Origin of the sequence: Pseudomonas sp. SWRI111, from assembly GCF_014268555.1 — a bacterium.
GTDB lineage: Bacteria > Pseudomonadota > Gammaproteobacteria > Pseudomonadales > Pseudomonadaceae > Aquipseudomonas > Aquipseudomonas hamedanensis.
Window position 1 is genome coordinate 494,330 of the sequence record NZ_JABWQQ010000001.1, and the last position, 15,074, is coordinate 509,403.

10 protein-coding genes and 1 pseudogene are annotated in these 15,074 nt (G+C 62.0%); 10 read left to right on the top strand and 1 reads right to left on the bottom strand.

Translation table 11 applies throughout. The features are described from left to right. Nucleotides 1–6: 6 nt before the first annotated feature. Complete coding sequence (locus tag HU755_RS02030) at nt 7–534, bottom strand: hypothetical protein (RefSeq protein WP_186552543.1); 528 nt, start codon at nt 532–534, stop codon at nt 7–9. A 381-nt stretch (nt 535–915) separates the two neighbouring features. On the opposite strand from HU755_RS02030, the gene HU755_RS02035 reads away from it, so the two are divergent. The 10 genes and pseudogenes from HU755_RS02035 (at nt 916) to HU755_RS02075 (ending at nt 15,054) form a co-directional block, all read left to right on the top strand. Beyond that, nucleotides 916–2,907: a methyl-accepting chemotaxis protein gene (locus tag HU755_RS02035; protein ID WP_186630415.1), complete on the top strand. Its 1,992-nt coding sequence runs from the start codon at nt 916–918 to the stop codon at nt 2,905–2,907. Between the two features lie 30 nt (nt 2,908–2,937). Then, nucleotides 2,938–3,045: pseudogene (locus tag HU755_RS27755) on the top strand (metal ABC transporter ATP-binding protein); the annotation flags it as partial. A gap of 199 nt (nt 3,046–3,244) precedes the next feature. Further along, on the top strand, nt 3,245–3,691 hold the full coding sequence (locus tag HU755_RS02040; protein WP_186630416.1) for a DUF411 domain-containing protein: 447 nt from the start codon (nt 3,245–3,247) through the stop codon (nt 3,689–3,691). Beyond that, the gene (locus HU755_RS02045; RefSeq protein WP_186552546.1) at nt 3,691–4,125 is read left to right on the top strand and encodes a YqaA family protein; all 435 of its coding nucleotides are present in this window, start codon (nt 3,691–3,693) and stop codon (nt 4,123–4,125) included. Before HU755_RS02040 ends, HU755_RS02045 begins: the two co-directional genes overlap by 1 nt. Before the next feature lie 81 nt (nt 4,126–4,206). Continuing rightward, a complete protein-coding gene (locus HU755_RS02050) occupies nt 4,207–5,253 on the top strand; it encodes an alpha/beta fold hydrolase (RefSeq protein WP_186630417.1) in 1,047 nt (348 codons plus the stop codon). Nucleotides 5,254–5,266: 13 nt separating this feature from the next. Continuing rightward, nucleotides 5,267–6,220 (top strand): D-2-hydroxyacid dehydrogenase family protein, encoded by a 954-nt coding sequence (locus HU755_RS02055; protein ID WP_186630418.1) that lies wholly within the window; start codon nt 5,267–5,269, stop codon nt 6,218–6,220. Between the two features lie 588 nt (nt 6,221–6,808). Beyond that, nucleotides 6,809–8,395: a glycogen synthase GlgA gene (gene glgA, locus HU755_RS02060; protein ID WP_186552167.1), complete on the top strand. Its 1,587-nt coding sequence runs from the start codon at nt 6,809–6,811 to the stop codon at nt 8,393–8,395. 16 nt (nt 8,396–8,411) lie between these two features. Beyond that, nucleotides 8,412–10,214 (top strand): malto-oligosyltrehalose trehalohydrolase, encoded by a 1,803-nt coding sequence (treZ, locus tag HU755_RS02065; protein ID WP_186630419.1) that lies wholly within the window; start codon nt 8,412–8,414, stop codon nt 10,212–10,214. Then, nucleotides 10,211–12,289, top strand: coding sequence for a 4-alpha-glucanotransferase (gene malQ, locus HU755_RS02070; protein WP_186630420.1), 2,079 nt, complete (start codon nt 10,211–10,213; stop codon nt 12,287–12,289). Before treZ ends, malQ begins: the two co-directional genes overlap by 4 nt. Further along, the gene (locus HU755_RS02075; protein ID WP_186630421.1) at nt 12,286–15,054 is read left to right on the top strand and encodes a malto-oligosyltrehalose synthase; all 2,769 of its coding nucleotides are present in this window, start codon (nt 12,286–12,288) and stop codon (nt 15,052–15,054) included. The genes malQ and HU755_RS02075 overlap by 4 nt, the downstream gene beginning before the upstream one ends. Nucleotides 15,055–15,074 lie beyond the last annotated feature (20 nt).

The window sequence follows — 15,074 nt, forward strand, 5'->3', positions numbered from 1 at the left end:
TGCGGTTCAGGCCTTGGCTCTGACACCTTCGTCGGCCGGCTTCGCGGCGTTGCCTTCCCCATAGGTTTTCAGGTTCTGCAGCACATAAATGGCTTTCTTGAACTCGGGAATCAGATTCTTGCCGTAGGCGTTGCCATTGAGGCCATTGGTCTGGATGGCATCGAGTTGGGTCGCGAAATATTCCAGTGCGTTGAATTTCGCATCGACATCCTTGGTCACGCCGAAACGGTCGAACTTGTCGCCGGCATTCATCAGGGTGAAGGAGGTGATTTCCGAGATCAGTCCACGCCCACGCAGGAACGCACTCAAATTGCCCAGTTGCTTGACCGACACATTGGCAGGATCGAAGCCCTTGATCTGCTTGCGCAAACCCTGCTTGTCCATTTCGGCGGTGTTCAATGCGTTGGGGTCGTTGCCGACCATGGTCAGCATCTGCTGCACCTTGACGCTCTGGGCCACTTCTTTCTTGGCGCCGGTGTTGCGCACCATAACCCCTGCTTTGCTTTCCCAGCCGCCGACAATACCGATCGTCATGAGAAGACTCCCTGTGAATGACGTAAAAATATCCGCGTCGAAGCGGATGAATGGGCGCGAGTATCGGTCGGCAGACTGATGGCACCAACCTGTTTCTGCACTTTTTTACAATTCTCGTACATTCCCGATACAAACACGCAACTTCCCGCAAACCCTGTCGCAGAGCTGTCATCAACCCGCAACACAACTGACTTTTCCCGGCTGGCAGATGGACTGATCCGCTTGGGTGTATCGGTTTTGATACGGCTCCCTCATCGGTGCCGGGATTTTTTCAGCACGTGCGTACCTCAAGGTTCGCGCAACAACGACGATACGCTGGTGACACCCGCACTGTTCGCCCCTCGCCACCTCACTAGAAGCGCTGCTCAAGGACCGGTTTCCATGCCCGTATTCCGCACTATTCAGGCCCGCTACACGCTGTTTCTGGTTCTGTTCATCCTTTTGTTGTCGGTGCTGACGGTGGTCGGCATCAGCTACCTGGTCGCGCCTACATTGCGCGATACCGAAGAACAGGTGGTGCTCAACCGCATCGCCGAGGTCGCCGAGCACATACAGGGCGAACTGAACAAGGTGCAGGCCCAGCAGCGCAGCATCACCCAGACCATCCCGCTGCTCGACAGCGCGGCGATCGACACGGTGCTTCCGGGGCTGGTCGATCAATACGGCGAGCTGAAAGTATTCGGCGGCGGGATCTGGCCTCTGCCGGGGCAGCGTGAGGCCGGGCGCAACAAATTCAGCACGTTCTGGCACCGTGACGCGTCCGGCAACCTCAAGGTCAATACCTTCTGGAACAGCGACGCCGCGCCGAACTACTACGACCAGACCTGGCACAAGGGCGGCATGGCCACGCCGCGCGGCCAATGCGCCTGGGCGGCGGCCTATAAGGACGACGCCAGTGCCGAGCCGCGCACCAATTGCGCGATGGCGATTTACAAGAACGGCAATGCCTGGGGCGTGTCGACCATCGACGTCACCCTTGGTTTTTTCAACGATCTGGTGGCGCGCAAGGAAAAAGACCTCAACGCCCAGATGCTGATTGTCGAAGCGGACGGCAAGATCATCAGCAACAGCTCGCGCATCAGCGGCCCGATCGTGCTGAAGAACATCAGCGAACTGGCCGCGTCTTCGACCTTCGCCAGCCAGGTCAAAGCCGGGCTGTTGAACCGCGATCAGGCGCAACGCATCGAGTTCGACAACAACGGTGAAGCCAGCACCTTCTTCATGCGCCCGATCGAGGGCACGCCATGGTTCCTCGCCACTGCCCTGCCGACAAAAATGCTCACGGCCCAGCGCGATGACGTACTCAGCAGCCTGAGCCTGATCCAGATTCCGCTGGTGATCCTGCTGGTGCTGTTGCAGGTCTACGCGATCCGCCAGTTGGTGCAACGCATGAAAGCCCTGAAAGCCAACATCGATTTGCTGTCCAGTGGCGATGCCGATCTGACCCGACGCATCACCATTCGTGCCGAAGACGAACTCGGGGCCATCGGCCATTCGGTGAACACGTTCATCGCCTACCTGCAAAACATGATCGGTGAAGTGACTCAGGCCACCGGCGCCATGGCGTCGAGTCTGGACAATCTGCAACGCACCTCGGCGCACACCAGCCAGATCCTGTTGCGTCACGCCTCGGAAACCGACCAGACCGTCACCGCGATTACCGAAATGAGTTCGACCGCCGAAAGCGTCGCGCAGAACGCCGCCGAAACCGCCGCGTTCACTCAGCGCGCCAACGAGAACGCCGATCGCTCCAGGGTGGTCGTGGGGCAAGCGACCAGCAGTGTGGTTGCGCTGATCGACGAAGTGGCCAGCGCCACGCACAAAGTCGAAAACATGCAGCAGGACGCCCAGCGCATCACCGAGATTCTCGGGGTGATCGGCGCGATTGCCGGGCAAACCAACCTGTTGGCGCTCAACGCCGCCATCGAAGCCGCCCGCGCCGGAGAACAAGGCCGTGGTTTTGCGGTGGTCGCCGATGAAGTGCGCGCCCTCGCCGCCCGCACTCAGGCCAGCACCTCGGAGATCAATGAGATGTTGACGCGCCTGACCCAAGGCGTGAGTTCCTCGGTCAGCGCCATGGAGAACACCCAGGCCAGTTGTCAGTCCGCCGCCGACGCCACGGCACGGGTCAACTCGGGGCTGGACGAGATGGCCGGTTCGGTCAGCCACATCAACAGCCTCAGCACCCAGATCGCGACCGCTGCCGAACAGCAAAGCGCGGTGACCGAAGAAATCAACCGCAGCATGGTGCAGATCCGCCACATGGTCGATGAACTGGTGCAAAGCGGCCAGGCCAGCGAACTCAATACACGGCAATTGCTCGAGGCAAACAGCCGGGTGAGCGCAATCATGGGGCGCTTCAAGGTCAGCTGATCAACCCCGGCCCACAGAGGGTTTTGTGCAGTGCACAAATCCCCTGTGGGAGCGGGCTTGCTCGCGAATGCGTCCTGTCAGGTAACAGACAGGTTGAATGACCCGCCGCTTTCGCGAGCAAGCCCGCTCCCACAGGTACGGTGGCTGCCCATGATCAGCAGTTCAAAGAGCTCCGCTTACCGATTTGTCACCTATCACTCATCCGGCTGTCAGCCTTGATCCGGTATCATCCTGTCAGCCTGCCTTGTCGTAATTGGAAACACTCAGTTGAGCCTCGGCGGCAAAAACCGATCAAAATACGTTCTTTTTGATCCTCACTCGAGCCGAGAACCCCGTTATGCGAACCCATCTGCGTCTGCTCGCCCTCAGCGCCCTGTTTCTCTCTTCCCTGGCCCAGGCCGCCGAGCTGATCCCGATCGAAGTGCACCGCGATGCCAATTGCGGCTGTTGCAAAAAATGGATCAGCCACCTCGAAGCCAACGGCTTCAAAGTCGACGATCACGTCGAAAGCGACATGAGCAGCTTCAAACAACAGCACGGCGTGCCGCCGCGATTGGCGTCCTGCCACACCGCGATCATCAACGGTAAATTCGTCGAAGGGCATGTGCCGGCCGAGCAGGTACTGGCCCTGAGCAAGCGCGATGACCTGCTGGGCGTCGCCGCACCGGGCATGCCGATGGGCTCGCCGGGCATGGAAATGGACGGCATGAGCGATGCGTATCAAGTGATCGGCCTGAAGAAGGACGGCGCGGATATCGTGGTGGCGGATTACCCGGCGCATTGATGAGCGCCGCTTACGCCGGGCTGTTTTTCGCTGCATTCGGCGCGGCGACGTTGCTGCCGTTGCAGTCCGAGGCGCTGCTGGTCGGGTTGATCGTCAGCGAACGTTACTGGCTCTGGGGCTTGCTGGCGGTGGCGACACTGGGCAACGTACTCGGTTCGCTGGTCAACTGGTGGCTGGGCCGTGGCCTCGAACGTTTTCAGGAGCGCCGCTGGTTCCCGGTCAGTGCGCGGCACATGGACAAGGCGCGCAAACACTATGAGCGCTACGGGCACTGGTCGTTGCTGCTCAGTTGGCTGCCGGTGATCGGTGACCCGCTGACGCTGATTGCCGGGGTGATGCGCGAGCCGCTCGGGCGTTTTCTGCTGATCGTCACCCTGGCCAAAGGTGCACGTTATGGCGTGCTGGCCCTGCTCACGCTGGGCTGGCTGGGTTGAACGATCGCGCGATGAGGTTGCCTTAACGTCGGCGTAATCGCGCCATTCCAGCATCGGTCAATTTCCAAGGAGTTTGCCCTTATGTCCGTCACGCTGTCCCGCTGGCTGCCCGGCCTGTTCCTCACCGCCGCCCTGCCCGTGCTGGCTCAGGCCGCCACCGACACTGCACCCGCCGAAGGTCCCGCCTACGGCCCGGAACTGCAAGGCTTTCAATATCCCTACACGCTCAAACATTTCGCCTTCGAATCCCAGGGCCAGTCCCTGCAGATGGGCTATATGGACGTTGCCGCCCACGGCAAGGCGAACGGGCGCACCGTGGTGCTGATGCACGGCAAGAATTTTTGCGCGGCGACCTGGGACAGTTCAATCAAAGCGTTGAGCGAAGCCGGCTACCGGGTCATCGCCCCGGACCAGATCGGTTTCTGCACCTCAAGCAAACCCGAGCACTATCAGTACAGCTTCCAGCAACTGGCGACCAACACCCAGCAGTTGCTCAAGGCGCTGGGCATCCAGAAAGCCACGCTGCTCGGCCACTCCACCGGCGGCATGCTCGCCACGCGCTATGCTCTGCTGTTCCCTGAACAAGTCGATCAACTGGCGATGGTCAACCCGATTGGGCTGGAAGACTGGAAAGCCCTCGGTGTGCCCTATCGCACTGTGGATCAGTGGTATCAGCGCGAACTGAAAGTCACCGCCCAAGGCATCCGCGAGTACGAACGCACGACCTATTACGATGGCCGCTGGAAACCGGAATTCGACCGCTGGGTCGACATGCTCGCGGGCTTGAGCAAAGGACCGGGCAAGACCCAGGTCGCCTGGAACTCGGCGCTGATCTACGACATGATCTTCACCCAACCGGTGTATTACGAGTTCAAGGACCTGAAGATGCCGACGCTGCTGTTGATCGGCACCTCCGATACCACCGCGATCGGCAAGGACCTTGCACCACCTGAAGTGAAAGCCAGGATCGGCCACTATGAAGTCCTGGGCAAGCAAGTCGCCAAGCTGATCCCGCAGTCGACGCTGGTGGAATTCCCGGGCATGGGCCATGCGCCGCAAATGGAAGAGCCGGCGAAATTCCATCAGGCGCTGCTGAGCTGGCTGGACAAGACCCCTTCCGTTCCTTGATGAGGTAACGCCGATGACGGTGCAGATTGCGGTAATCGATGACTGGCAAGACGTGGCCCGCGACGTCGTCGACTGGTCCGTGCTCGCCAGCCTGGGTGAAGTGACGTTCGAGCATGATTATCCGGCTGACAACGCCACGCTCGCCGCGCGTCTGCACCGCTATGAGGTGATCTGCGTGATGCGCGAGCGCACGCGTTTCGATGCGGACCTGCTCAAGCGTCTGCCTCGCCTCAAGCTGCTGGTCACCGGCGGCATGCGCAACGCGGCGCTGGACATGCCGGCCGCGGCGGCCCTGGGCATCAAGGTTTGTGGCACCGACAGCTACAAACACGCCGCGCCGGAACTGGCCTGGGCGCTGATCATGGCGGCCACGCGCAACCTGCTCAACGAAGCCAGCGCCCTGCGCGCCGGCGGCTGGCAGCAAGGGCTGGGTGGCGATCTGCACGGCAAGACGCTGGGGATTCTCGGTCTGGGCAGCATCGGCCAGCGTGTGGCGCAGTTCGGCCAGGTGTTCGGCATGCGGGTGATCGCCTGGAGCGAAAACCTCAGCGCTGAACGGGCCGAACAGGCTGGCGTGACGTACGTCAGCAAGCAGCAACTGTTCGAACAGGCCGATGTACTTTCGGTGCATCTGGTGCTCAGCGAACGCAGCCGCGGCCTGGTCGATGCGCAAGCACTGGTCTGGATGAAGCCGACCGCCCTTCTGGTCAACACCGCTCGCGGGCCGATCGTCGACGAGGCGGCGCTGATCGAAGCCTTGCAGAAACGGCAGATCGCCGGGGCAGCGCTGGATGTGTTCGAGCACGAGCCACTGCCGGCGCTGCACCCGTTTCGCACGCTGGACAATGTGCTGGCGACGCCGCATGTGGGGTATGTGAGTCGGCAGAACTATGAGCAGTTCTTCCGGCAGATGATCGAGGATATTCAGGCCTGGGCGGGTGGAGAGCCGGTGCGCCTGTTGAACTGATCCATACTCGGGCGTGTTGACTCAACCGACGCCATCGCGAGCAGGCTTACTGCTACATTTGGAATGCGTTCCCCTGTAGGAGTGAGCCTGCTCGCGATAGCGCCCTCCCACCCACCACAACCTCAAAACCCTCGCACCAAACCTGTGCAGCCCACCCACCCGCTAGCACAAAACCATGACCGCCCAGTCACCGTTTTGGCTCACTCCATCAGAAAAACCTGCCCTTCGTCGGAGCATTTCCCGACCAAATACCGGTCCCGGCCTCCGATCCAACCGATTGTCGAACAATTTAGCCATTTGCGCCGACCCGCTCTAGGATCTGGCCTAGACTGCTTTTTTGCGGGCAAAACCACTCAGTCACACCGCGGAAAAAAAGTCGAAACTTTTGCTTCACGCCACAGGTCATCAGAACAACTGGGCGAAAGCGACTGGTGTAATCCTTGCAACGGCCTCACCACCCATTCTGCTTGCGCGTGTTGGGTAGCGTTTGCTCACCGATGCGCGGCGCGTTTGCGCCCGGCCACAGGATTTGGCCATGGACATCGCTTGTTAGAGACAAGAATCAGATCAACACAACGGGAGATACATATGATCAGTGCGGCATTGGAAATTCAGGGAGAGCGTGCTCACCAGTCGCTTGGCGAACAGGGCACCGTCAGTGTTCCCGGCAGCCGACAGATCAACGTTCCCGGCACCCGAACACTGGCTCCGGTAGCGAGCCAGAACCCCAACAAGAAAAAGGTATTGTTTGTCACTTCGGAAATCGCCGACCTGGTCAAGACCGGCGGCCTGGGTGACGTTTCCGCCGCCCTGCCCCGGGCCATGGCCCATCTGCACGACGTACGAGTGTTGATCCCCGGTTATCCGCAAGTGATGCACAGCGAAAACCCGATCCACATCATCGGCGAACTCGGTGGCCATGCCGCATTGCCACCTTGCAAGATCGGGCGCATGGACATGCCCGACGGCCTGGTGATCTATGTGTTGATCTGCCCTGAACTCTACGAACGCGAGGGCGGCCCTTACGGCGCCAACAACGGTCGCGACTGGCCCGACAACCATATCCGCTTTGCCCGCCTCGGTCTGGCCGCTGCCGACATCGCCGCCAACCTCGCACAGATCCACTGGTGCCCGGATCTGGTGCACGCCCATGACTGGCCAGCGGGCCTCGCCCCTGCCTATATGCACTGGCGTGGGCAGCGCACGCCGACGCTGTTCACCATTCACAACCTCGCCTATCAAGGCGTGACCAGCCTTGGCTCTTGCCCTGAGCTGGGCATTCCGGCGCATGCCCTGCAACAGGAAGGCATGGAGTTCTACGGCAAGATGTCGTTCCTCAAGGCCGGCATGGCGTATTCGAGCCACATCACCACGGTCAGTGCCACCTACGCGCAGGAAATCACCACGCCGGATTTTGGCTGCGGCCTCGACGGCTTCCTGGCCGCCAAGACCCAGCAAGGCTTGCTCAGCGGAATTCCCAACGGCATCGATGAGAGCTGGGACGCGGCAACCGACCCGCATCTGTTCGCGCCGTTCGCCATCGGCGAGTGGGAAGGCAAGGCGATCAACGCCGCCCACGTGCGCGAACTGTTCGGCCTTGACGACAGTAACGGTCCGTTGTTCGCCGTGGTGTCGCGACTGGTCTATCAGAAAGGGCTGGACCTGACCCAGGCGGTTTCCGAGTACATCGTGCAGAACGGCGGCCAGATCGCGATCATCGGCCGTGGCGAACCGGAAGAAGAACAAGCCATGCGCGAACTGGCGCTGCGCTTCCCCGGCAAGATCGGCGTGCGCATCGGCTTCAACGAAACCGACGCGCGGCGGATGTTTGCCGGCAGCGATTTCCTGCTGATGCCATCGCGTTATGAACCGTGCGGCCTGAGCCAGATGTACGCCCAGCGCTTCGGCTCGCTGCCGGTGGCACGCAACACCGGGGGCCTGGCCGACACCATCGAGAACGGCGTCACCGGTTTCCTCTTTGATGAGTCAACGGTCGAAAGCTACCGAGAAGCCCTGAGCCGTGCGTTCAAGGTCTTCGCCTACCCCGACCTGCTCAACGCCATGCGTTGCCGGGCCATGGCCGCGCCGTTCAACTGGTGCAAAGCGGTCGAACCCTACGCCGAACTCTACGAACAACTGGTGGCCAAGGCACTGGGTAAAGCCAGCCACAAATAACACGGAGGTTTCCAAGATGCCGTCACGGACCCAAGAAACCTGGCCCCACGGCGCGATCATGCTGGATGCCGAGCATACGCAGTTCGCCTTGTGGGCCCCTGATGCGTTCTACGTCAGCGTTGAGCTGGAAGGCCGGCCATCGCTGCCGATGCTGCCCCAGGCCGATGGCTGGTTTGTCCTCAAGACCCGCTGTCCGGCGGGCAGCCGCTACCGCTACTGTATCGACGGTGAAATGGAGGTGCCCGACCCGGCCTCCCGCGCGCAGGATGGCGATCTCGATCGCCACAGCGTGGTGGTCGATCCGCATGCCTATCAATGGCGACACAGTGCCTGGCGCGGTCGGCCATGGAACGAAGCGGTGATTTACGAGCTGCACGTCGGCGCACTCGGCGGTTTTGCCGAAGTCGAGCAACATCTGGCGCGTCTGGTCGCGCTGGGCATCACGGCCATCGAGCTGATGCCGCTGGCGCAATACCCCGGTGATCGCAATTGGGGTTACGACGGCGTCCTGCCTTACGCGCCGCAAGCTTCCTACGGCAGCCCGGAACAACTCAAACACTTGATCGACACCGCCCACGGCCATGGTCTGGCGGTGATGCTTGACGTCGTCTACAACCACTTCGGCCCGGACGGCAATTACCTGCATCGCTACGCCAAGGGCTTCTTTCGCGAGGACAAACACACGCCGTGGGGCGCGGCGATCGATTTTCGCCGCAGCGAAGTGCGTGAGTTCTTCATTGAGAACGCCTTGATGTGGCTGCTGGAATATCGCTTCGACGGCCTGCGTCTGGATGCCGTGCACGCCATCGGCGATTCCGGCTTTCTGGAAGAACTGGCCCGGCGCATTCGTCAGCAGGTCGACCCGGCGCGGCATGTCTGGCTGACCGTGGAAAACGAGCTGAACCAGTCCAGCCTGCTGGAAAACGACTACGACGCGCAGTGGAACGACGACGGCCATAACGCCCTGCATGTGTTGCTGACCGGCGAAACCGATGCCTATTACGCCGACTATGCCGCGCAGCCCACCGAGCAGTTGGTCCGCTGCCTGAGCCAGGGTTTTGTGTTCCAGGGCCATATCACCCGTCACGGCGAACCGCGCGGCGAACCCAGCGAACATCTGCCCTCGACCGCCTTCGTGCTGTTCCTGCAAAACCACGATCAGATCGGCAATCGCGCCTTCGGCGAACGCCTGCATCAACTGGCCGACCCGCGCGCGGTTCAGGCAGCTACCGTGCTGTTGCTGTTGTCACCGATGATCCCGCTGATGTTCATGGGCGACGAGTTTGCCGCCGAGCAACCGTTTCTGTTCTTCACCAGCCACCACGGTGAACTGGCGAAATTGGTGCGCGAAGGTCGGCGCAATGAATTTGCCGCATTCAGTGCCTTTGCCGATCCGCACAAACGCGAGCAGATTCCTGATCCCAACGCCGAACAAACCTTTCTCGCCTCGCAACCCCGGCTGACCGGCAACGGCACGCCGCTGCAACAACAGACCCTGGCGCTGTACCGTCAACTGCTGCAGTTGCGCCACCAGTACATCATTCCCAACCTGTCCGGCACTCAGGCGCTCGGCGCCAGCATGCTTGGCTACGGCGCGGTCAGTGCGCGCTGGCGTCTGGGCAATGGCAGCGAACTGCGAATCGACCTGAACCTCAGCGACACGCCAGTGGTCAACCCTGCACAGACCGACGCTGTGTGGCTGTTTCAACAGCCGCCCGCCGTCGCCTTGTCGGATCCGGGTCAACTGCCCGCGTATTGCGCGCTTGTCAGCCTCACGGCCGCAACCCCTTTGCAACCTCTGGATGGAGAGCGCCTATGAGCGATGCGCAACTGGAAATTCTTGCCAGCCGAGCCGGCCTTGCCGTCGACTGGATCGACGCCAACGGGCGTCAGCAGAAAGTCGCCCCGGCGGTACTGCGCAACGTTCTCACCGGACTTGGCCACCCTGCCAACACCGCACAGGAAATCGACACCAGCCTGCTTGAACTGCAAGCTGTCCAGCAAGACCGCCACCTGCCGCCACTGCTGACCAGCGACGTCGGCGTCGGCCTCGACCTGTCGCGTTATTTCGCCCCTGAAACGCCCTGTGAAATCCATCTCGAAGACGGCTCGCGCCTGAATCTGAAACTCGATTCCGAGGCGTTCCTGCCGGGGCTGATTCCGGTCGGCTACCAGCAAGTCCACATCGCCGATCAATATTTCACCCTGGCCGTGGCACCCGAGCGCTGCTTCAGCGTCGGTGACGCGGTGGACAGTCCGGTGCCGCGCGCCTGGGGCCTGAGCGCGCAACTGTATTCGCTGCGGCGCCCCGGCGACGGCGGTTTCGGTGATACCCAGGCCCTTGAGGAACTCGCTCGGGTGGCGGGCGAACGCGGCGCCGACGCGTTGGCGATCAGCCCGTTGCACGCCATGTTCAGCGCCGACACCGGGCGCTACAGCCCTTATTCGCCGTCCAGCCGTTTGTTTCTCAATCCGCTGTACGCGGCGCCGGGCGCGATTCTTGGCGAACGTGCCCTGCGCGACGCGATTGACGCCGCCGGCCTGACCGGACAATTCGCCCAACTCGAAGATCTCAAGCTGATTGACTGGCCCGCCGCGGCCGAGGCCAAGCAGAAATTGCTGCAGGCGTTGTACGACGGCTTCATCGTCGGTGACCACCCGTTGCACCCGGACTTCGCCAGTTTTCGCCATACGAGCGGCGAAGCGCTGGAAAATCACTGCCGCTTCGAAGCGATTCAGGAAATGCGCGCGGCCCGCGGCGAAAGCCTCGACTGGCGCGAATGGCCGGAGCAATGGCACGACCCACGGGGCGCTGCCCTCAGCGCGTTTGCCGAGGAATATGCCGAGCGCATCGGCTACTTTGCGTTCTGCCAGTGGCTGATCCACCGTTGCCTGGAGCGTGCGCAGACCGCCGCACGCAGCGCCGGAATGAGCATCGGCCTGATCGCCGACCTGGCGGTGGGTGCCGATGGCGCCGGCAGCCAGGCCTGGAGTTTTCAGGACGAGCTGCTTGCCTCGCTCACCGTTGGCGCACCGCCGGACATTCTCAACCGAGCGGGGCAAGGCTGGGGCATCTCTGCGTTCTCTCCCGAAGGCCTGATCCGCAACGGCTTTCGCGCCTTCATCGACATGCTGCGCGCCAATTTCGCTCACGCCGGCGGCCTGCGCATCGACCATGTGATGGGCCTGCAACGCTTGTGGGTGATTCCCAACGGTGCCGACCCCGCCGATGGCGCCTACCTCTATTATCCGATCGACGATCTGCTGCGCCTGCTGACCCTCGAGTCCCATCGTCATCAGGCGATCGTCCTCGGTGAAGACCTCGGCACGGTCCCGGAAGGGCTGCGGGAAAAGCTCGCCGCACGCTCGATTCTCGGCATGCGTGTGCTGCTGTTCGAACAGGACAACACTCACTTCAAGCCGATTCTCGACTGGCCGGACAACGCGCTGGCAACCACCAGCACCCACGACCTGCCGACGCTCAACGGCTGGTGGCACGGCCGCGATATCGACTGGAACGCGCGCCTGGGACTGGTCGATGCCAACGGCGAAATCGAATGGCGCCAGCACCGTCAGCGTGAGCGCGAAGGCTTGCGCAATGCCTTGAGCCAGGATCCGCAGAACTTTCGCGAGGAGTCCCACGAGGCCGACCAGGTGGTCGATGCCAGCGTGCGTTTCCTCGGCCATACCCGCGCGCCACTGGTGCTGTTACCGCTGGAAGATGCCCTGGGTATCAACGAACAAGCCAATCTGCCGGGCACCACAGACACTCATCCGAACTGGTCGCGACGCCTGCCGGGCACCAGCGAGGCGCTGCTCGATGACCCCGATGCCGCGCGCCGTCTGGAGCTGCTGGCTTGCGCGCGTCTTCAGGCTGCCGAGCGTGACCAATGAACCAGACGCTTATCCAGCCAGTGCGCGCCACCCTGCGCCTGCAATTTCATAAAGGCTTTACCCTCGAACAGGCGGTGCCGCTGGTGCCGTATTTCGCCCGGCTCGGCATCAGTCATCTGTACGCCTCGCCACTGCTGGCGGCACGCGCCGGCTCGATGCACGGTTACGACGTGGTCGATCCAACCCAAGTGAACCCTGAACTGGGTGGCGAAGCGGCGTTGCGCCGTTTGGTCAGCGCCCTGCGCGAACACAACATGGGCTTGATCCTCGACATCGTCTCCAACCATATGGCCGTCGGCGGCAGCGACAACCCGTGGTGGCTCGACCTGCTCGAGTGGGGACGGCTGAGTCCCTACGGTGAATTCTTCGATATTCAGTGGCATTCGCCGGACCCGCTGATGGAAGGCCAGTTGTTGCTGCCGTTCCTGGGCAGCGATTACGGTGTGGCATTGCAGGAAGGCACGTTGAAGCTGCACTTTAACGCGCACAAGGGCAGCTTCCATGTCGAGCATTACGAACATCACTTTCCGATCTGCCCGAACGATTACGGCGAATTGCTCAAGGGCGATGACGCGCTCAAACCGCTCGCCGATCGCTTCAGTGCCCTGAGTTACCAGACCGACGCGCATTCGCTGTCGATCCCGCTCAAGCAGGAGCTGCAGCAATTGGCAAGCGATCCTCAGGTGCTTGCTGCGATCCAGCAAAACCTCACGCGTTACGATTCGACCACTGCCGAGGGCTTCGAGAACCTGCATCAGTTGCTCGAACGGCAGAGCTATCGACTCGCCAGTTGGCGCACGGCCGCCGACGACATCAATTGGCGGCGCTTTTTCGACATCAACGAACTCGGCGGCCTGCGCGTCGAGCGCCCGGCCGTGTTCGAAGCGACCCACGGCAAGATCTTCCAGCTGATTGCCGAAGGCCTGGTCGACGGCCTGCGCATCGACCACATCGACGGCCTGGCCGACCCGCGTGGTTATTGCCGCAAACTGCGGCGCCGCCTCGACCGCCTGGCGCCGGACCGGCATCTGCCGATCTATGTCGAGAAAATCCTCGGCGCCGGGGAAACCCTGCGGCGCGATTGGGCGGTGGACGGCACCACCGGTTACGAGTTCATGAATCAGCTGTCGTTGCTGCAACACGAGCCGGAGGGCGAATCGGTACTCGGCGAGCTGTGGCAACGGCGCAGCGAACGCCCGGCGGCGTTCATCGAAGAAGCCCGACTGGCGCGCCAACAGATTCTCAATGGCTCGCTCGCCAGCGATTGCGAAAGCGTCGCTCAGGCCCTGCTGCAAGTGGCCCGCGACGACCTGATGACCCGCGACCTCACCCTCGGCGCGATCCGCCGGGTGTTGCAGGCGTTGATCGTGCACTTTCCGGTGTACCGCACCTACGTCAGCGCGCTGGGGCGTTCGGCCCAGGACGAGGTATTTTTCCAGCAAGCCATGGACGGTGCGCGGCAGACCCTCGGCGAAGGCGACTGGCCCGTGCTTGATTGCGTGGCCGACTGGCTGGGCGGCACGCCGTGGCGGCGCAAACCCCGTGGTCGTTCACGGAAAATCCTCCGCCACGCTTGCGTACGCTTTCAGCAACTGACCTCTCCAGCGGCGGCCAAAGCCGTCGAAGACACCGCGCTGTATCGCTCGGCGGTGCTGTTGTCGCGCAATGACGTCGGCTACAACACGGAACAGTTCAGCGCGCCGCTGAGTGATTTTCATCAAGTCAACCAGCAGCGCCTGCAAGCCTTTCCTGACAACCTGTTGGCGACGGCGACCCACGACCACAAACGCGGCGAAGACACCCGCGCACGTCTGGCCGTGCTCAGCGAGCGCAGCCATTGGTACGCCGAGCAGATTGAACTGTGGCGCGCCCTCGCCCGTCCGGTGCGCAGCGATGAGCAACTGCCGTCGAGTGGCGATGAGCTGATTCTGTATCAAGCACTGATCGGCAGTTGGCCGCTGGATCTGCACGAAGGCGACCAGGCCGGGTTTGCCGATTACGCCCAGCGTATCTGGCAATGGCAACAGAAAGCCCTGCGCGAAGCCAAACTGCAAAGCAGTTGGAGTGCACCGAATGAGGCGTATGAAAACGCCGCCCAGGCGTTCACCGAAAAACTGCTCACCGGCGACGAAGGTCAACTGCTGCGCGCCGCACTGATCAAGACAGTCAACAGCATCGCCGCCGCCGGCGCACTCAACGGTCTGGCGCAAACTTTGCTGCGCATGACCGTGCCGGGCGTGCCGGATCTGTACCAGGGCAACGAGTTCTGGGACTTCAGTCTGGTCGATCCAGACAATCGTCGGCCAGTGGACTATGCCGCGCGCGCGCAGGCCTTGCAGGCACAGGCGCCGCTCGACGCACTGCTGAGCGAGTGGCGTGACGGGGGCATCAAGCAGGCGCTGATTGCCGAGGTGCTTAACCTGCGCGCCGAACACGCCGGACTGTTTCGCCACGGCAGCTATCAGGCGCTGGAGGTACTCGGCGAGCAGGCGCACAACGTGCTGGCGTTCGCCCGTGAGCACGAGGGCGCGCAGGCCATTGTCATCGTGCCGGTGCGTGGCGCCACTTTGCTGGGTAACAGTGCCGTACCGCGCATCGATGCGCTGCGCTGGGGCGATACGCACGTGGTTCTACCGTTCGACGCTTGCGGAACAAACCTGAAGGGACTTTTCGCAAGCGGCGCAGTCACAAAAAACAGGGCGCTGAATGTCGCCGACGCGCTGGGGGAGGTCCCGGTCAATCTCTTTATCCAACACTTAACGTAAGCATGAGTTCAGTTCAGGAG

Excerpts from the sequence above, each read along its gene's own strand:
- HU755_RS02030 (WP_186552543.1), bottom strand. The coding sequence starts at position 534 with ATGACGATCGGTATTGTCGGCGGCTGGGAAAGCAAAGCAGGGGTTATG.
- HU755_RS02035 (WP_186630415.1), top strand. The coding sequence starts at position 916 with ATGCCCGTATTCCGCACTATTCAGGCCCGCTACACGCTGTTTCTGGTT.
- HU755_RS02040 (WP_186630416.1), top strand. The coding sequence starts at position 3,245 with ATGCGAACCCATCTGCGTCTGCTCGCCCTCAGCGCCCTGTTTCTCTCT.
- HU755_RS02045 (WP_186552546.1), top strand. The coding sequence starts at position 3,691 with ATGAGCGCCGCTTACGCCGGGCTGTTTTTCGCTGCATTCGGCGCGGCG.
- HU755_RS02050 (WP_186630417.1), top strand. The coding sequence starts at position 4,207 with ATGTCCGTCACGCTGTCCCGCTGGCTGCCCGGCCTGTTCCTCACCGCC.
- HU755_RS02055 (WP_186630418.1), top strand. The coding sequence starts at position 5,267 with ATGACGGTGCAGATTGCGGTAATCGATGACTGGCAAGACGTGGCCCGC.
- glgA (WP_186552167.1), top strand. The coding sequence starts at position 6,809 with ATGATCAGTGCGGCATTGGAAATTCAGGGAGAGCGTGCTCACCAGTCG.
- treZ (WP_186630419.1), top strand. The coding sequence starts at position 8,412 with ATGCCGTCACGGACCCAAGAAACCTGGCCCCACGGCGCGATCATGCTG.
- malQ (WP_186630420.1), top strand. The coding sequence starts at position 10,211 with ATGAGCGATGCGCAACTGGAAATTCTTGCCAGCCGAGCCGGCCTTGCC.
- HU755_RS02075 (WP_186630421.1), top strand. The coding sequence starts at position 12,286 with ATGAACCAGACGCTTATCCAGCCAGTGCGCGCCACCCTGCGCCTGCAA.